This is a genomic window from Mycoplasma milvi, from assembly GCF_048284715.1.
Taxonomy (GTDB): Bacteria; Bacillota_I; Bacilli_A; order Mycoplasmatales; family Metamycoplasmataceae; genus Mycoplasmopsis.
The window spans coordinates 14,536-32,828 of the sequence record NZ_JBLWAH010000005.1; the positions used below are offsets into that span (position 1 = coordinate 14,536).

Sequence of the window (18,293 nt, forward strand, 5' to 3'; positions counted from 1 at the left end):
TAAAACAAAAAGCCTATAGTTAGGCTTAATTTGAAACTGCTTCTGTACTATTGGTTACTTTTTGTTCTGACTCATCATCTATTAAGTCTAGTACATTTTTAGAACTCATTAAAGCGTTTTTAGTAAAGAATAGATTGATGATTAGAAGAATTGGACCTGATAAAATACCAAGTAAATTGAAGATAAATAAACGTTCAATTGTTCTTGAGTAAGCTAATAATTTAACTAGGTTTGCTTGTTCTATTTGATGTTTTAAGCTTGTTTCATAAACCATTTTAGTAAATAATTTTCTTACATCATTGCTTAATATAGCTAGCTTAATTCCAAATACTATTCCTACAATTGAACTCGCAAGTGAGAATATTGATAAAATGCTTTGTGCAATTATCATCCCTGTTGATATAACAGTCCCATCAGTATTTGCAGCTTTCATAACCATTAGAGTGCTAATTGAATATGATGAAACTGCAAGAATAATAGATAGGAATCATGTAATAATAACAATTATTAAATATGTCTTTGTTTTTTCGAGTTGTCTTTTAAAATTCTTTTTCATTTTTACCTCTAAATTTATTCTATCATGTTTATATGGAAACAATCTTATATTCGCATTAAAAAAACTGCTTGGCAGTTTTTATCCTTCTCTTTCTGACTCAAATTCAGCACATAACTCTTGGTGTTTTGGACAAGTTAGCACTGAATGATCAGGAGCAAATTGTACATAATAAACATATTGATTGTATTTACGTTGATATAGTTCTTTATTCATGAATTGAAGCTTAACTAGTGGTACATTATAAAGCTCTCTATTTTTAGGTTCAACATCAATTCTAAAAACTGGGTAAGATTCAACTTCTCCACCTAAAACAATGTTACTTTTCATTAGTTGTTTTTCTTCTTCTGAGAAGAAATTATTAATATTTTTAAAATTTTCCTCTAGTATTTGTTCTTGTTCAGCTTTTTCTTTTAGCATAAACATGATGTCTGTTTCTAATTCTTCATACATCACAGCTTTAAAAGTTTCTTTATCAAATAAATCTTTTTGTCTTTTAGCAAAAAGATTGATAAACATTTGATATGGCATTAAGTCTTGCACAAGGCCAAAAACATAGGTATAAGTATAATTACATTCAGGACAGTGTGCTTTTACAATTGATCCCATTTAACCTCCGATAATTTAATTATAGACTATAATTTTATATATGTTAGATTTTGAAAAAGATTATTGAACTAAATATCCCCTAATAGCAGGCTTAGATGAAGTTGGACGTGGTTGTCTAGCCGGTGAATTAGTTATAGCCTGCGTGGTTTTTCCACCTAATTATAGCAATCCTCGAATCAAGGATTCAAAGTTGCTAAGCGAAAAAGTTAGGGAAGAATTATATAATGAAATAATAGCTTCAGCCCTTGCCTATAGTATTGAAATTCGCAGTCTAGATGATATTAATGCTTCAAATCCTAAAGCTCAATCACGCCTTGGCATGGAGCTAGCTTTAGCTAAGTTGCCATTTAAACCTAACTTAGTTATAACCGACTTTGAACACATTAATACTACACTGCCTCAAATAAATCTAGTTAAGGGAGATAATATTTCACTTTCAGTAGCAGCAGCTAGCATTCTAGCTAAAGTTACTCGTGATCGTATGATGCTACAGTATAGTGAAATTTATCCTCAATATGACTTTAAAAATAACAAGGGATATGGTACCAAAAATCACATGAGTGCCCTTGAAACTTATGGGATTACACCTATTCATCGCATCAAATATAAGCCAGTAGCCAACATTATTGCTAAAAAATCTCTTTAAGGGATTTTTTTAATATTTACCTGCAGACTTATAACCAAAATAAAAATATTATTAAAAATAATATTTTCTATTAAAATTTAAACATAATGATTAAAGCAGAAAATATTACATTCAGATATCGCGAAGACGATGTCAAACCAGCACTTAACAATGTCTCATTTACCATTGAAAAAGGGCAATATGTTGCTATTTTAGGTCACAATGGGTCAGGAAAAAGTACACTTTCTAAAGTTTTAGTTGCCTTATTGAAACCTCAATCAGGTTCTTTAAGCATTGATGGAATTGAATATAACAAGGAAAACTTATCTCAAATCCGGAAAAAGATTGGGATTATCTTTCAAAACCCTGATAACCAATTTGTTGGTTCTTCAGTTGAGGATGATATTGCTTTTGGCCTTGAAAATCGTTGCGTTCCTCATGATGAAATGAAACCTTTAATTACTAAGTACGCTTCTAAAGTTGATATGCTCGATTATCTTGAAAGGGAACCTGAAAACTTATCTGGAGGACAAAAGCAAAGAGTTGCTATCGCTTCAGTTTTAGCTCTTAATCCGGATGTTGTTATCTTTGATGAAGTTACTTCTATGCTAGATCCTAAAGGTAAAAGTAGCGTGCTTGAAATTATCAAAGAAATTCAAGATAGTAAAGCTAAAACATTAATTTCAATCACACACGATATGGATGAGGCAATTTTAGCTGATAAATGTTTAGTCTTTGCGGGTGGCGAACTAATTGCAGCTGGATCACCTAAAGATATCTTAAAAAATAAAGAAATCATTGATATTGCTAAAATTGAATCACCATTCATTTATCGAATCAGTGAAAAACTTAATGGCATTGAGCCAACTTACAATGAAAAGGAGTTAATAGAACAATTATGCAAATAAAAATTACAGATTTATCGCACACATTTAGTCCTAAGTCTCCTTGAGAATTTACTGCTTTAAAAAATATTTCTTGTCAAATCAATGATGGTGAATATATTGGAATTATTGGTTCAACTGGTTCTGGAAAAACAACTTTTATTGAACATTTGAATCAATTACTTAGCCCAAGCACTGGTCAGATTGAATGAGACTTTTATGATGATGTTACTATCACTAAAAAATACATGCTAGCAAAATTAGAAAAAGAATTACTTGCTAAATATCCTGCTAATTCATCCCAATATAAAGCTGAATACAAACAACGTGCTAAAGAAATTAAACGCACATTAAAAGCTAATAATGCTCGCATTAGGCAGCTTAAGAAGCAACTGAATAAAGAAGTTGCTCTTGCTGTAGATACATTTAGAACTGACTTTATTAAGCAAAAATCAAGTAGCTTTGAAAACAAAATTCAATTTACCCATGCTCTTGCTACTGAAACTAAGCTATTTAAACTTAATTACATATATGAAAGCGAACTTGGAAAAGAAATTCATCGTTTAAAGTATATTCAAGATAACATTATCTTTACTAAAAACGCCAAAGGCAAAGTTTTTGGTAAAGATCCTAAGCAATTACGTAAGCATGTTGGCATTGTCTTCCAATTTGCTGAATATCAACTTTTTAAAGCTACTATTCAAGAAGATATCGCCTTTGGACCAATGGCTTTTGGTGTTGCTAAAGAAAAAGCTTATCAATTAGCTGCTCAATGTCTAGAATTAGTCGGACTTGGGCCCGAATATCTTCAAAGAAGTCCTTTTGAACTTAGCGGTGGGCAAAAACGTCGGGTAGCCATTGCTGGAATTTTAGCTATGGAGCCTGATTTCTTAGTAGTTGATGAACCTACAGCTGGACTAGATCCAGTTGGAGTTAATGAAATACTTGAAATCTTACAAGGGCTTAATAATGCTGGCAAAACCATTATCAATGTAACTCATGATCTAGACAATATTTTGAAGTATGCTAAAAGAATCATCTTATTTAAACAAGGTCAAATTGCCCGTGATGGTGATCCTTACGAAATCCTTAATGATGTAGAATTTCTTAAAGAAAACAATTTACAGCCACCACATTTATTAGCTTTTGCTAACAAACTTAGAGCTAAAGGTATTCCTGTACCTAAGATACTATCTGAAGCTGATTTAATTGCTTATTTAAATTCATATCTAGGAGGGAAATAATGAAAAGTGTTTTTGGTCGTTATATCCCTGGGAAAGGTTTCTTATATAACCTAGATCCTAGAATTAAGCTTTTAACAGTTATCTTGTATATTGTAATGGTATTCATGGTGCAATACTTTATTGATATGATTATCTTACTAATTCCGTTATTAGTAGTTTATATCACCACCAATAAGCGTGTACGTCCATTATTTAAATTAATGTGATTACCATTCTTTATTTCATTTATCATCTTCTTTGTCAACATGTATACTATTACCAATCAAACAGTTTATAAAGACTTACAAACTATTTATACTTCAGCTGCAAATGAAGATAGTAGATGCTGATTATTTAATATGTATAATCCTGACAATACTTTTTGAGCCTTTAACACTGGTGGTAGAGAAGAAGAAATGCTTGTACCACAATTTGATGCTCTTACAAATACTTATAAATTTGTGGCTACTAAATTACCTATTCAATATGGTGTTTCATTAGATTCAATTAACCGTACAGTGTCTTTATTCCTTAGAATTTACATTATGATTCTAATCACTGCACTGCTCACAAATACCACTCGCCCAATCTTATTAACTAAGTCAATTGAAGATATTTTATGACCTCTAAAATTGATTTTTATTCCAACTCACGTCATTGCCATGATTATTTCAATTGCTCTACGTTTCATTCCTACTTTAATTGATGAAGCTAACAGAATTATGAAGGCTCAATCATCACGTGGTGTTGACTTTAAACACGGAAACTTAAAAGAAAAAATTAATGCCTTTTCTACATTAATTATTCCGTTATTTGTTTCTAGTTTTGCACGCGCTGAAGACTTATCTAACTCTATGGAAACTCGTGGTTATGATCCATATGCTAAACGTACTAAATACAGAAAAATTAAACCAACTTGAATCGATCTATTAGTATCTTTATTTTTACTTGCAATACTAGCATTCTTAATTACTAATATGGTTTATCCACAATACTTACCTGCATGATATACAGTAACTAGAATAATATAAAAAATTAGCCTTTAATTTGGCTAATTTTTTATATTTAATTGTTGCTATTTAAGATAGCTTCAACTAGAACACCTTTATTTACAAATGGCTTAGGATTTTTACCAAATAAGCTATCTGCTAGGTCTGGATAATCAATAAATGGGTTACGCATTTGTTCCATTCTAGCTATTTCGTTATTTCTTGTAACATCCCATGGATCAACTACATCTTTCATATTTCAGTTTAGATATGTATTTAAGTAGTGAGGTAGTAATTTAACAACAGTATTGTCTGTGTAAACAGAAGCTGAACTTCCAATATTTTTATCTCTATAAGTTACCATGAAATATAAGTAAGCACGAGCAATATCACCTTTAAAGGCATCAAGAGGTTCCATAGCAAGTTTTCCTAAACTATTTGTTCCTAATTTGCTTCCTTGTTTAAATGTTTCAGAAATTTGTGTTACATCATCATGTGCATAGTTTGATCTTTCTCCATTAACCTTGATATCAGTTGGAAAAACAAATTGAGCATCATTACGCATATTTAAATCCTTATTAAATCATGCTTGAGGGATAACATGTTCACGATTCATTCCTTCACCTTCTGCTATTGCACTGCTTTTTGCAGTACTTTTATATGTTGCATAAGTATAAGGGTCTTGTCCATCAGGGTTTTCAGAGTAAATATCTAAAATACTATTGTCCTTTTCATAATACTTATCTTTAAATGCATCTGAATTATCATATATAGTTTTTAAATAATCATAACCAGCTGCAGCAGGTTTAATACCATTTAAATGTTTCTTTTGAATTCCAAGAAGTGCATTCAATAATTCAAGCCCACTTTTTCCATTTGCTGCTGCATAGTAATTGTTTGTATTATCATATCTGTATGTATATTTGCTTTGAGCTGCTGGAACAGCTATTGCAGCTAAATTATTAACTTCAGCACCTGTAGCAACTGTATTATTATCACCTGAATTATTATTTGCAGCACCTTCAGAAACTGTAAGTTTAATTGCACTTGTATAGGCCTTATCACTGTATTTAAAGCTCTTATCGGCTTGTACAACAGCAATCTTATATGTTATTGTAAGGGTGTTTGTTGCCTTATCAAATGTGCAAGCTACATCTCCATTTGGATATTCTTTTCCTTTACTTGTAAAAGTTGGTTTGTCGACGTTAGCAAGTTGGAATTTAGCACTATTAAAAGCATCTTTAGTTTTTATGAATCCTGATTCTTTTCTTCTTAGTGCTATAGTTTTCTTTTTATAGTCAAATGACACTGTTTTAGCACTTTCTAATTTATTAATCACATCTTGTGTCACCTCATTAGGAATCATTTCAAATAGGTTATTACCATCTTTTAATCCAGCATCAGTTAAGGCAGCATCCACAGCAGTTGTACTTGTTACTGGAGTTACTGGTGTTGATCCACCTGGTTGAGTTCCTTCATTTGAAGTATTTCCTCCTGGTTGAGTTCCTGTTCCTGGTGTTGTGGTTGATCCACCCGCTTGAGTTCCTGTTCCTGACGTATTTCCACCATTTTGAGTACCTGGTGTTGTTGTACCTCCGGTTTTATCGCCATCTGGTTTTTTATTTGTTTCTCCATTACATTGTGATGCTACTACTGGCATAGCAATAATAGACAATCCAGCTAATGAAAGTAAGAATGTTTTAATTTTCTTCATATTTCACTCCTAAAAATTATTTTCTTAATTTAATTCTAATATATTTTTTCATTTTAGCTGAATTTGAAAGCCATTTTTGTGAAAACATTTCTTTCATACAAATATATATCATATAACACTATAGTATAGTCCTATTCTCATTATTTAAAATATGCACTTTTTGATTTAATAATCAAAAAGTAACTTTAGGCCCTACTTTTTTGAAAAAATATAATTATTAAATAAAAAACCTAAAAAAGATTTTTAATTCCTCTGGTTTCTATTATAATATATTCATATTTATTAACTGTCAAGCAATAGTGCTTGACACCTAAGGAGGACAAATGGTTAAAATTAGATTAAAAAGAATGGGTGATAAATTCAGACCAGTTTACAAAGTTGTTGCAGCTGACGCAAGAGCTCCACGTGATGGTAAATTTATCGAAGCTTTAGGATACTACAACCCTAAAACAAAGGAATTTGTTTTAGATAAAGAATTAACTTCAAAATGAATTAAACAAGGTGCTAAACCTACTGTTACAGTAGCTAACTTATTTAGAGCTCACAATTTAACTTTAGAACTTAAAAAATAATGAAAATTAATTTTCTTACATTATTCCCAAATTACTTTGAACCTTTTATAAACGAAAGTATAGTTAAAAGAGCTAAAGAAAAAAAATTAGTAGATTTTTCTGTAGTTGATTTTAGAGATTTTAGTCAAGATAAACACCGGAAAGTAGATGATGAAATCTATGGAGGTGGACATGGGTTGCTTTTACAAGTTGAACCTATTGACTTAGCATTAGATTCATTACCAAATCGTGGTGGATACAAAATTCTTGTATCTCCACAAGGAAAGACATTTACTCAAGAGATGGCCCAAGAGCTTACTCAATATGATCAAATTACTTTTATCTCAGGTAGATATGAGGGATTTGATGAACGTGTAGTAGATTTAGTTGATTTAGAATTATCAATTGGAGATTATGTCTTAACTGGTGGTGAATTGCCTTCAATGGTAATGGCTGATAGTATTATTAGACTACTACCTGGAGTTATAAAAGAAGAATCACATATTTATGATTCATTTCAAGGTATAGGATTATTAGATTATCCACAATATACTCGCCCTCGTGAGTATAAAGGAATGAAAGTTCCAGAAGTATTATTCAGTGGAGATCATAAGAAAATTGAAGAATGAAAAGTTCAGGCTCAATGAGCAAAAACGCTTAAAAATAGACCTGACATTATTGAAAGGATAAAACATGAGAAATAAATTATTAGAGTTAGTTGAAAAGTCACAATTACGTTCAGACTTACCAGAATTCAAAACAGGTGATAACGTTAGAGTTCACGTTCGTATTCGTGAAGGTGAAAAAGAACGTATCCAAGTATTTGAAGGTTTAGTAATCAGCAAAAAAGAATCAGGTACAAGAGAAGCTTTCACAGTTAGAAAAGACTCTTACGGAGTTGGTGTTGAAAGAACATTCCCACTACACTCACCTTTAATTGCACACATTGAAGTAGTTCGTTCAAACAAGGTTCGTAGACAAAGATTATACTACATGAGAGATCGTAAAGGTAAATCTGCACGTCTTAAAGAAATCAAGAAAAACAACAATTAATCAATTTGCCCATAAAAAAATAGCCACTCTTGGCTATTTTTTAAAATCCTTCAGGGAATAAAGCTGTCTTTTTATTACCATTATTATCAAATCCATTTGGATAGAATAATTTTAAATTACTGCGATATGAGCGGGTTTGGTGTTCGTATCCAGTATTATCAATTAAGTTATATCCATAAATAAATTTATTATCAGCAACCGGTATATTTGCAGTTTGTAATAAAGGAGCAAATGTTGCATAAGACATATTATTTCCAAATTCAACACTAGCATCAACCCCATTATAGATACCTACTATTTCCCCAAAGTCGTTATAAACTATTGAACCACTAGCTCCATAATATAGGGAAGAAAACTTAATGTTATAGTTAAATCCATAAAAACTTGCATATGGTCTATTTCATAATTCTGAATAAATTTGAATGTTTCCAGTTTCAATAGGTGATTCAGCATCATTAGTTGCATAATCAAATAACTTATTATTAGCTATTCCATTAGCAACTCCTGTTCTACGGTTATATTGAGGTAATATCTGATCACTATATCTTTCTAATGGATTATTTTGCATTCAGTAAGTAAGTTTCATTTCATTTCTTGGATATCCGGCAATATAAAGGTCTTTTGCATTGCTTAAGCCTGTGCCATAAGCTGGATTGTTTTGTGATAAGTCTCTTCCCTTAGATAAGTAATCTAAAGTAGGTAAATATGTAGCGCTATTAGCATCATAATTTGGATAAGCTTGTTTTAGTTTCATTCTTGCAACATAAGCATCTACAGCACTAAGAGCTTGTTTAATTCATGTTGTTAATGTTGCATCTGCCTTAGTAAGGTCAACATCTAATTCTAAAATTCCAAAGTCAGTATAGAATGGTATTTTACTTGGATTTTGATTTACAAAGTTTTGATATTTCTTTCGTGTATCTTCGTCCATTAAACTATTAGCTAATTCATTTTCTTTTTGCTTTTTAAATTCAGCTCACTTAGCATTAATTGCTTGAGCAAATTGATCATATGTGCTTTGATCCATGTAATCCACAGCAGCAAATAGTACTTTAGGATTGCCAAAAGCCTCAGAGTAAGTTGTATTATTAAGTAAGCTATAATCTGAAGTAGTTAGCAATTGATTGTTTGCATAATATTTAACATATCCACCTATCTGGCTGAGGTTTTGGTTTCATGTTTCATTTGCAATTGAGCCAAATGAAGAAGGCATATTGCTTTTACCAAGAGCAAATCCTCCAGGGATATTTCCGCTTGGGTCATTATAATTAAGTTCCTTATCAATAGCTGGAGTATTGGTATTGGCATAATTTCCTAGCACATGCATGTTTGTTGCTATAAATAGCTTATAGTGATTGTCATCTACCTTATGGTAGTCAAGTACCCATCCAGTTCCTTGATCATCAATTAATCTTCTTTCTCCATTTGGATCCGTTAATGTAGCTGGGCGAATTGAAAATGTTCTATCTCAAATTTCTTTATACATTTCATCAGCATTAACAGCTTTATATTTAGAAACATAATCAGGATAGCTGTTAGCTTGCAAGATTGCAGCTGATGGATCAAATGGTGGAATAATTATAGGTCGTTGTATTGGATTTGGCTTTGGTGTAGGATTAATTGGTTCAGGATTTGGAATAGGTTGAGGTTGTGGACTAGGCTCTGGTGTAGGCTTAGGTGGCTCAATAACATCTCCTATTTTTCTAAATCCACCTATTTCTCTAGTAATTAGTTTTCCTAATTTTGTATTGCTTTTACTAATTAAGGCTAGATTTATTGTAAGAATTCCCTTCTGGTCATCACTTGTCAACCCTAAGGCTTTTCCTTTATAATCACCTGAAAGTTGTAATGTGTATTCTTTAGTATTAACTCCATTGATTTCTAAGTTAGTTAAAATAATTTGTGATGGATAAGTTTCTTTTATCTTAACATCAGTTTTGACACTAACTGAAAGCATATTAGCTTGTAGGTTTAGATCAGTTACAGCTTGCTGATATTTTTCTTGTTTTTCTTTTTCTAATGCAGATGGTTGGTCGCATGCACTAGCTATAGGAACTAGTCCAATGATTGCACTACTTCCTAATATCATCTTTCATATATATTTTTTCATATAAGAATTATATTAAAAAATACTTCTATTTCTTTAGAAGTACTTTTGATTATTACTCTAAGGCTTTTTGGTCTATCAAGGCAAAGAATTCTGCTTCAGAAATAATTTTGGTGCCTAGTTTTTTCGCTTTTTCTATTTTGACTTCACCAACATTTTCTCCGCAAACTAAGTAATTGGTTTTTCCAGAAATCGACTTATGAACAATCCCTGAATTATGTTCAATAATTTCTCACATTTCTTCACGACTAACTGCCATTTTACCAGTTACTACAAAGCTGTTACCTTCTAGTAATCCTGTTGTTTCTTTTTTAACTACAGTATAGTGTAATTCTTGATCTAAAGCTTGCATTTGTTTGACGTGTTCTTCATCAGATAGATAAGTTTTCAACGAATCAACTATTTCAGGTCCAATAGTATTTATTTGCATTAATAGGTCTAGATTATAGTTACATAAGTCTGTTAAGGAATCAACTTCATTAGCAATTAATTTAGCCACTTCTAGTCCAATATTCTTGATTCCTAGTCCAAAAATAACTTTATATAACTCAACATTTTTAGAAACCTTAATTGATTCTAGAATGTTGTCTATCTTTTTATCTTTAATATTAAAGTCACCTTGAATAATTGTTTCTCTTAAATCAGCTAGGTGAAAAATAGAAACAAAATCAGTTATAAATTTATTGTCATAAAATAGCTCAACAATTTTATCCCCAAGAGTCATAATATTAAGAGCTTTTCTTGAAACAAAGTGAATAAGTTTTTTGATTTTCTTAGATTCACAATCATCATTTTCACAGAATTGATCAACAATTCCAGGCATTTCTACTAGTTCACTTCCACATGCTGGACAATATAATGTTTTAGGGAAGATATCTGTAGTATTCTTTTGTTTCATATCAATTATTTTAGGAATAATTTCGCCAGATTTAATTACCACAACTTGATCCCCAATATTTAATTGTAAGTTGCGAATAAAGTCATAGTTATGTAAGGTTGCTTTTTTAACCATTGTTTGGTTAAGCTCCACAGCATTCTCAAACTCAGCAACATAAGTAATTTTTCCAGTGCGTCCTACAGTTGTTTCAATTTTTGCAACTATAGGATAGGCTTCTTCAGTTTTGTATTTGTAAGCAATTGCATAACGAGGGAATTTAGCAGTTTTTCCTAAAGCATCTCAATATTGCAATTGATTAAGTTTGATAACAAATCCATCACAGTCATACTTAAACTTATCTTTATAGGCTTCGAATTCATTAATTCGATTAATAATTCCTTGTGCATTTGTTTCTACATAACCATATTCATGAGTTGGAAGTCCAAGTTCCTTGATAAATTGCAACAATTTATCTTGGTGGAAAATATTATGTTCAAGTGGGTTAACTATATCATACATAAGAACTTGCAAGTCTCTTTGTAGTAACAATTGTGAATTCTTTTGTCTTAAGGTTCCAGCTGCCATATTTCTAGTATTAGCAAATTGTTGCACACTAGGTTCAATAGGTCTAGTAGCTTTTTTGCCTGCAGCTAAGTCTCTTTCATATTTAGGAAGCTTGGTATTGTGATATTCATCAACTTTTTCTTCATATTCTTGTTCTAACATTGCATTAGTTTCAATTAGTTTATCTTTAGTTACATAAACTTCACCTCTAATTTCAATGTCATTTAAATAAGGGATGCTTTTAGGAATTGATCTAATTAAAATAGCATTCTTAGTAACATCTTCACCTACTTTTCCATCTCCCCGAGTTACAGCCCTAATTAGTTGTCCATTTTGGTACATTAGTGAGATAGAAAGGCCATCAATTTTAGGTTCCAAATTAAAGCCAATTTCTCTATTAGGTAATTCATTTTTAATATCATCTACAAATTTAGTAATTTCTTCAAAGGTATATGCTTTAGCTAGCGAAAGCATAGGCTTTTGGTGAGTATACTTACTAAAATCTAAACTAGGTACTCCTCCAATTTTCTTAGTTGGTGACTCAGGTAAGATGAAATCAGGGTACTTGATTTCTAATTCTTCTAATTCCCTGAGCAATTGGTCATAAACATAGTCTTCTACCATTGGATTATCTAGATTATAATAAGCGTTATTTAATTTATTTAAATAGCTAGTTAATTCTACAATACGAGCTTGTGCAATTTCTTTTTTTGATTTGTTAGCATTCATAATTTATATTATAACTTTTAATTTTTAGAATGAATCGTAATTCTAGCGTTATCTTGCTTTTATTTAATTAAGCAAATAAGATACCTATTTGCTAAATTTTCTAAATATTTAGTGAGTTTACTATATAATTATTACAACGAAAAGAGGACAAATGCAATTTGAAACAAAACACATAGATATAAACAAAGAAGAATGAATTAATGCACAACACCAAGCATTAAGTCAACTTGAAAGAAATAAAAAAGAAGGCCAAAAAATTGAACAAGCTTTAATTTTAGAAACAGCTGCTCACAATATTTTAACTTACTACAGAAATACAGAATTACAAACTAACAATGACTTATACAAAGATAGAATTTACTTCTTGCCTATTGCTTCTGATGTTAAATTTACCATTGAAGCTATGAGCTTTGATTTAAAAACATACTATCAAGATCAACTTGACCAATTCAATTTAGAAATCGATCCAAATATTGAATTCAAAATGCCATCTGATTTTGAACAAAGAGTTGAGTTATTTACCCAAAACTTTATTCAAAAATATAGATTTAAGATTGAAAGCAGTAAGCAAACTGTTGAAGCTGGAGACAATGTTGAATTCAAGATTTGACCAGTTCAAAATCCAGATCAAGCCGAAAAATACAATGCTGTAGCAAATGCAGAATCAAAAAACCCGATTGAACAAGCTTTAGTTGGATTAAAAGTGAGCCAAGTTCAAGAAGTTGAAGCTTTTGGAACTAAATTCCAATTAGAAGTATTAATGATTTTCTCATACCAAGAAATGCCAATTACCGAGTTAAATGTTCACTTACTTAACATTCCTAACATTAAATCATTAGCCGATGTTAAAGCTCACATTTTTGATGTTACACAAGCTCAAACAGTAAATGATGAAATTTTCTCTTATGGAGAAAAAATTATGAGCTTAATTTTACAATCAAATAAAGGTAAACTTGTAATTCCAGAAGATTTAATTGAAAATGATATTAAAGCTTTTGAATTTTCATCTGAATTTAAAGGGGATAAAAAAGAAGTTGTAGTTTCTACAATTGAAAACTACTTCTGAACTATTCTAGCAATGAAGAAATTTGACTTCATTATTACTCAAGAAGATGTTGATTCAGAATATAAAAAGCTTTCAGCCATTATTCCAGCTGACCAACTTCAACAAATTGGTGGTCAAAGATTATCAAACATTATCTTATTTAAAAAATTGGGTACAATTTACTTGCAAAAGTACCAAACAGCAGAATTCGCTAAATACGAAAAAATATTAAAAAATTATTTTGCTAAAAAATAATTGGTGTTATAATATTTCCAGTGGTTATAGCAGAGGGGATCACCTGATACCATTCCGAACTCAGTAGTTAAGCCCTCTAGCGCCGACGATAGCAGAGATGTGAAAATAGGGCACCGCTGTTTTTTTTACCTTTTTTTATTGACACCAGAACTAAAAAGTTATTTTTTGCCTTAAAAAAATACAAAAAAATAACTTTTTGCTTTTTTTATTAGTTGTATAATTAATATATAAAAAGGAGTAAATATGTTACACGAATCAAATAAAACTCAAGTAAATGAAGTTCTAACAACTAAGCCATCATTATTATTAGAAGTATTTTATGCTTCATGATGTGGTCCATGTAAAATGTTTAAAGCTGTCTTAGAAGAACTAGCACAAAAAGATAACATTGAAGTTTACAGAATTAACATTGATGAAAATAGAGACTATGCTTATGAAGCAAATGTAGCTTCAATTCCTTATACACGTGTTTACAGAGATGGTGTTTTAGTTTCAACATTTTTAGGTTACAAGCCTTATGGTGAATTAAAACAAATTTTAGGACTTTAATAATTAGTAGCTTAGGCTACTTTTTTTATATATTTTCTTTCCAATAAATTGTTATATTTTCCATTACTTTTTTTTTTTTTTTTTACAGCTTTACTTGTAATAAAAAGTTATAATTTATATTATTAAATTTGAAATTAATAATATTAATATTATTAATAAATCAAGATAGGCGACATATCATGATCAAAGCAAAGAAAAGAAAAATATTAAAAACAAGTTTAATTCTCGGAAGTGGAGCACTAGTAACTGGCGCTGTTTTTGGTGTAACCTTTGGAGTTATAAATCAACATGGTAAAGGATACATTTATTCTTCAAGTGATAGCAACAAACCTAATTTAACTAACGTCACAATTAAAATTATTCCTGCACAAGTCTCAGGAACTGATTCAAATACTGAATCAGCTAAAAAGGATGATACTGACAAATCTCAAGTTAAAACCACCTTATCATTTACTGATTCTAAAAATAATAAGGTTGTTAAGAAAATAGTTTTATTAACTAACTCAGATGAAGAATTGCAAATGCAAATTCAAAACCTAATTCCAAATGGTTATAACTTTGATCCAGCTAAATATGCTGACTCAACTACTATAACAGCTGAAATTGGGAAAGATAATGTAATTTATGTGGTACCTGAAATTAAATCTCAAACTAAGACCACATTTGTTTTCTACACCCAAGGTGAAAATGGAAGCCAAGAAACTGTTGCAACAGTTGAAAAAGATAACACAGATATTAGTTCACAAAGCAATTTTGACCTTTCAACCTTAATTCCAGAAGGTTATGGCTTTGTAAATAGTCAAATTCCAACTTTTATAATTGGTTATACTAATAGATTTAATGTTAAGAAACTTGAAATTGATGTGACTTTTAACCTTAAATTCATGAACAATGATAAACAAGTGGCCCAATTAGTTCCAATAAAGGCTCATAAAGGTGATGTAGTTAATATCTTACGTTATCTACCTGAAGGATATAAACTTGCTGAAAATGTGCCCGAAACTGTCACAGCAGATAATAATACTTTTGAAATTAAAGTTGTTGAAATCCCAAGACAAATTGTAACTACTTTAAACTTTATTGAAATGCAAAATGGTAAAGAAGTAGTTATACAATCTCAAAAGGTTACAACTGATCAATTTGCTACAATTGATTACACTAAATACTTACCTAAAAATTATCAACTAGCGCCAGGTCAAGATAAATTAACTATCACTTTAGGTCAAGTCAATACCATTAAAGTAACTAAAATTAAGAAAATTATTACTACAACTATTCGCTTTATCGACTCTAAAGATGGAACCCCTATTGGTGAACCATTAAGTTTGCAAACTTATGATGATGAAAATATAAACTTTGATAATACTTGAATTCCAAAAGGATATAAGCTAGTTCAACCTGAAGTCAAAATTATTCCTGGGCAAGTTAATAATATTTCAGTTGAAAAAATTGTTAATAAGGTAACTGCCACTGTTGAATATAAATGAAATAATCGGATTGTTTCAACTACTAAAATTGAAGGTGAAGAAGGAACCGATGTTGATCTTTCTTCTTCAAGTTATATGCCTCAAGGCTTTGAATTACCTAAAGATGATAAACAAACTGTAGTAGTTAAGTTAGCAAACCAAACTTTTGTAATTAATGTAGTTAAGAAAACTATTTTAACAACCTTTAAATTTATGTTAAATAATGTTCAAATTGGACAGCCTGCAACTATTTCAACAGCTCCAGATGCTACAATTTCTATTGATCAAGTTAAAGAATATGTACCTAGTGGATTTCAAATTGTACCAAAGGCCTCTTATGGATTTAAACTTGGACAAGAAAACATTATTGAAGTAAGCAAGATAGTAAAAGAAATTACCACAACTATTATCTTCATGGATAATGGAATTAGAGTAGGAGAACCTCAGCCCTTTAAAACTCTAGAAGGTGAAGCTAAACCAATTGATTGAAAACCTTTTGTTCCTAAAGGTTACCATGTAACAGCTACTCCTATTATTACTAAAGGTAAAACTAATGAAATTCAAGTTGCTAAAGACAAGATTGAATATAGCTATACTTTAATCTTTAAAGATGGTGATAAGATTGTTGGTCAAGTTGCAGGTAAATACTTTGATGACGCTATTCCTACAGTAACTCAATTTGTTCCTCAAGGATACAAATTAGTAAGTTCAATAGAAGCTAACCAAATGCCTCAAAATGGAACAAAAATCTATCAAGTTACTCCTATTATTCCACCTAAACCTCCAGTAGTAACTAAACCTAATTTAACACCTGAAGAAAAGAAACAAGTACAAGAAATCGTCAACACTCGTCAAGGAAAAACTGTTGATGTCAATAACTTACAAATTCCTGATAAAGACCAAGCTCTTCCTGATGTTCCAAAAGGTACTGTACCTAAAGAAGTAGCTGCAGAATCTTCTAGAAGACTTAAAGAATATCGTGACTTATTAAGCTCTAACAGAGATATTACAGCTAATGATTTAAAAGATATTTACAAAGAAGTTTGAGAAAAGAATCCTGACTTACTTGAAGTCTTTGCTCAATATCTAAATGGTAACATTTCAATGCCTGGTCGTGATCCGATTCCCAAAGATCAAATTAGACAAATAGCACGCGCTCAACTAGAAGCTGCTCAAAGAATTATGCAATCAGAAATTGCAGCAGGTAGAGTACCTGTCTTTGAAGTTTCTGGAAATACCTTTGGGTATGATGTAACCATCAAATTTGACTATATGGATGATAAATACAATCCATCTGTGCAAAGAATGATTAACGATAACAAACAACGTGTTCTTTCAAACAGTAGTAAATACAATCGTCAACCTAGTGGTATTTTAAATGGTGACTACTTTGGATGACACAAATCTGATATTTCATCACAAATCAGTGGGCTAACTCCACAACAAGATCGTGATAAAACCATAATTGATCCTAAGACAGGTCAAAGAGTTAAGATGGATGATGGGCTTAGAGTTTACCAATATGATCCAACTGGTCAAGATGAATTTAGTAAAAATAAACCAAGTCAAAAAATGCTTACAGTAGATGCATCTAACCGTGCTGGATATGATAAATTCTTAAAAATCTTAAAAGAAAATCCTGATATTACTATGGTACGGGTAGATAAGATTGGATATGGTGATAAAAATGAATCATTAAGAAGTCTCTTATCACAATTACCAAGTTCAGTTAAAGTTGTTAACTTATTTTTCTACACCAAAGACACTTCAGCGATTGCGGGTCTAGAAAATATTCATTTAGATGAAGTTGGAATTTACACTACATTACCTAACTTAGATAAGCGTTCAGATAAAGATGATTGAGGAATTGATCCGGTTGGACTTAAGAATACTAAATTTGCTTCATTCGAAGGTGGAACTATTGAATCTTGAGAAGCTACAGCCCCTGGACAAAGAGCTGCATCAATCTTCTTTAACACAATTAGACCTTCAAAACATGATAACTTTAACGATATTAAAGAAGGGTTTAAAATTGCTTTAAAAACAAAAGAAAATTGAAAAATCTTCAATGGTACTTTTGGAGTTGGTGGATACCCAACCGGAATTGACCTTTCTTTAAACCACAACATTAAATCAATGAAAGATCTCCCTCTAAATCAAAGAGTATTTAGAAAATTAACCCTACATGCTGATAGTGAAACCTTCACCTTACCAATTGGTGAAATTGTCTCAGGACAATTTGGTTCTCTAGTTGTGCAAGGTCCAGATCGTGCCAAAATGTATTTTGATAACCCAACTACTCACATCTTACATTTAACTGGTACAGCTAGTGATATTGGTACAAATTATGGAATCCATTTATATGGATTACTTGAAGCAGGAAAACAATCTTTAGATACTATTGTGGTCGATAATTTAGAAGCTAAAGAACTAATTGAGAGTTCACAAGCTTGAGGACAATTTGGTTCAAGCTATAAACTTATCGTTAAAACTAATTAGA

15 protein-coding genes and 1 rRNA gene are annotated in these 18,293 nt (G+C 31.0%); 11 read left to right on the plus strand and 5 right to left on the minus strand.

Annotated elements, in window-relative coordinates; all coding sequences use genetic code 4:
• Positions 1-25: 25 nt before the first annotated feature.
• The gene (locus tag ACNQ13_RS02815; RefSeq protein ID WP_418034133.1) at positions 26-556 is read right to left on the minus strand and encodes a hypothetical protein; all 531 of its coding nucleotides are present in this window, start codon (positions 554-556) and stop codon (positions 26-28) included.
• Between the two features lie 78 nt (positions 557-634).
• Entirely contained in the window at positions 635-1,162 is a 528-nt protein-coding gene (locus ACNQ13_RS02820; protein WP_418018873.1) for a hypothetical protein, read from the minus strand.
• Between the two features lie 40 nt (positions 1,163-1,202).
• Here ACNQ13_RS02820 and ACNQ13_RS02825 point away from each other — a divergent pair, with 40 nt between their 5' ends.
• From ACNQ13_RS02825 to ACNQ13_RS02840, 4 genes are all read left to right on the plus strand, one after another.
• Positions 1,203-1,808 carry a ribonuclease HII gene (locus tag ACNQ13_RS02825; RefSeq protein WP_418035615.1) on the plus strand — a complete coding sequence of 202 codons (606 nt, stop codon included), beginning with the start codon at positions 1,203-1,205 and terminating at the stop codon, positions 1,806-1,808.
• A gap of 86 nt (positions 1,809-1,894) precedes the next feature.
• A complete protein-coding gene (locus tag ACNQ13_RS02830; RefSeq protein WP_418018875.1) occupies positions 1,895-2,695 on the plus strand; it encodes an energy-coupling factor transporter ATPase in 801 nt (266 codons plus the stop codon).
• Positions 2,686-3,915 (plus strand): ATP-binding cassette domain-containing protein, encoded by a 1,230-nt coding sequence (locus ACNQ13_RS02835; RefSeq protein WP_418035616.1) that lies wholly within the window; start codon positions 2,686-2,688, stop codon positions 3,913-3,915. The genes ACNQ13_RS02830 and ACNQ13_RS02835 overlap by 10 nt, the downstream gene beginning before the upstream one ends.
• Positions 3,915-4,925: an energy-coupling factor transporter transmembrane component T family protein gene (locus ACNQ13_RS02840; RefSeq protein WP_418035617.1), complete on the plus strand. Its 1,011-nt coding sequence runs from the start codon at positions 3,915-3,917 to the stop codon at positions 4,923-4,925. Before ACNQ13_RS02835 ends, ACNQ13_RS02840 begins: the two co-directional genes overlap by 1 nt.
• A gap of 34 nt (positions 4,926-4,959) precedes the next feature.
• Here the strand turns inward: ACNQ13_RS02840 and ACNQ13_RS02845 are convergent, their stop codons facing one another.
• Positions 4,960-6,597 carry an endonuclease gene (locus tag ACNQ13_RS02845; protein ID WP_418035618.1) on the minus strand — a complete coding sequence of 546 codons (1,638 nt, stop codon included), beginning with the start codon at positions 6,595-6,597 and terminating at the stop codon, positions 4,960-4,962.
• A 323-nt stretch (positions 6,598-6,920) separates the two neighbouring features.
• Here ACNQ13_RS02845 and rpsP point away from each other — a divergent pair, with 323 nt between their 5' ends.
• Genes rpsP through rplS form a run of 3 tightly spaced genes read left to right on the plus strand, consistent with a single transcriptional unit; the run spans position 6,921 to position 8,201 of the window.
• Positions 6,921-7,169 (plus strand): 30S ribosomal protein S16, encoded by a 249-nt coding sequence (rpsP, locus tag ACNQ13_RS02850; RefSeq protein WP_416741744.1) that lies wholly within the window; start codon positions 6,921-6,923, stop codon positions 7,167-7,169.
• Entirely contained in the window at positions 7,169-7,852 is a 684-nt protein-coding gene (gene trmD, locus ACNQ13_RS02855) for a tRNA (guanosine(37)-N1)-methyltransferase TrmD (RefSeq protein WP_416741743.1), read from the plus strand. Before rpsP ends, trmD begins: the two co-directional genes overlap by 1 nt.
• Complete coding sequence (gene rplS, locus ACNQ13_RS02860) at positions 7,842-8,201, plus strand: 50S ribosomal protein L19 (RefSeq protein ID WP_416738575.1); 360 nt, start codon at positions 7,842-7,844, stop codon at positions 8,199-8,201. Before trmD ends, rplS begins: the two co-directional genes overlap by 11 nt.
• 40 nt (positions 8,202-8,241) lie before the next feature.
• Here rplS and ACNQ13_RS02865 read toward each other — a convergent pair whose 3' ends face one another.
• Both ACNQ13_RS02865 and ligA read right to left on the minus strand, forming a co-directional pair.
• Positions 8,242-10,311 (minus strand): MIP family Ig-specific serine endopeptidase, encoded by a 2,070-nt coding sequence (locus tag ACNQ13_RS02865; RefSeq protein ID WP_418035619.1) that lies wholly within the window; start codon positions 10,309-10,311, stop codon positions 8,242-8,244.
• Positions 10,312-10,363: 52 nt separating this feature from the next.
• Positions 10,364-12,478: an NAD-dependent DNA ligase LigA gene (ligA, locus tag ACNQ13_RS02870; RefSeq protein ID WP_418035620.1), complete on the minus strand. Its 2,115-nt coding sequence runs from the start codon at positions 12,476-12,478 to the stop codon at positions 10,364-10,366.
• 151 nt (positions 12,479-12,629) lie between these two features.
• Here ligA and ACNQ13_RS02875 point away from each other — a divergent pair, with 151 nt between their 5' ends.
• From ACNQ13_RS02875 to ACNQ13_RS02890, 4 genes are all read left to right on the plus strand, one after another.
• Positions 12,630-13,778, plus strand: a complete 1,149-nt coding sequence (locus ACNQ13_RS02875; RefSeq protein ID WP_418018880.1) for a trigger factor-related chaperone — start codon at positions 12,630-12,632, stop codon at positions 13,776-13,778.
• Positions 13,779-13,794: 16 nt separating this feature from the next.
• A 5S ribosomal RNA gene (rrf, locus tag ACNQ13_RS02880) occupies positions 13,795-13,900 on the plus strand.
• Between the two features lie 121 nt (positions 13,901-14,021).
• Positions 14,022-14,327, plus strand: coding sequence for a thioredoxin family protein (locus tag ACNQ13_RS02885; RefSeq protein WP_416741739.1), 306 nt, complete (start codon positions 14,022-14,024; stop codon positions 14,325-14,327).
• Between the two features lie 179 nt (positions 14,328-14,506).
• Positions 14,507-18,292 (plus strand): putative immunoglobulin-blocking virulence protein, encoded by a 3,786-nt coding sequence (locus ACNQ13_RS02890; RefSeq protein ID WP_418018881.1) that lies wholly within the window; start codon positions 14,507-14,509, stop codon positions 18,290-18,292.
• Position 18,293: the final 1 nt, after the last annotated feature.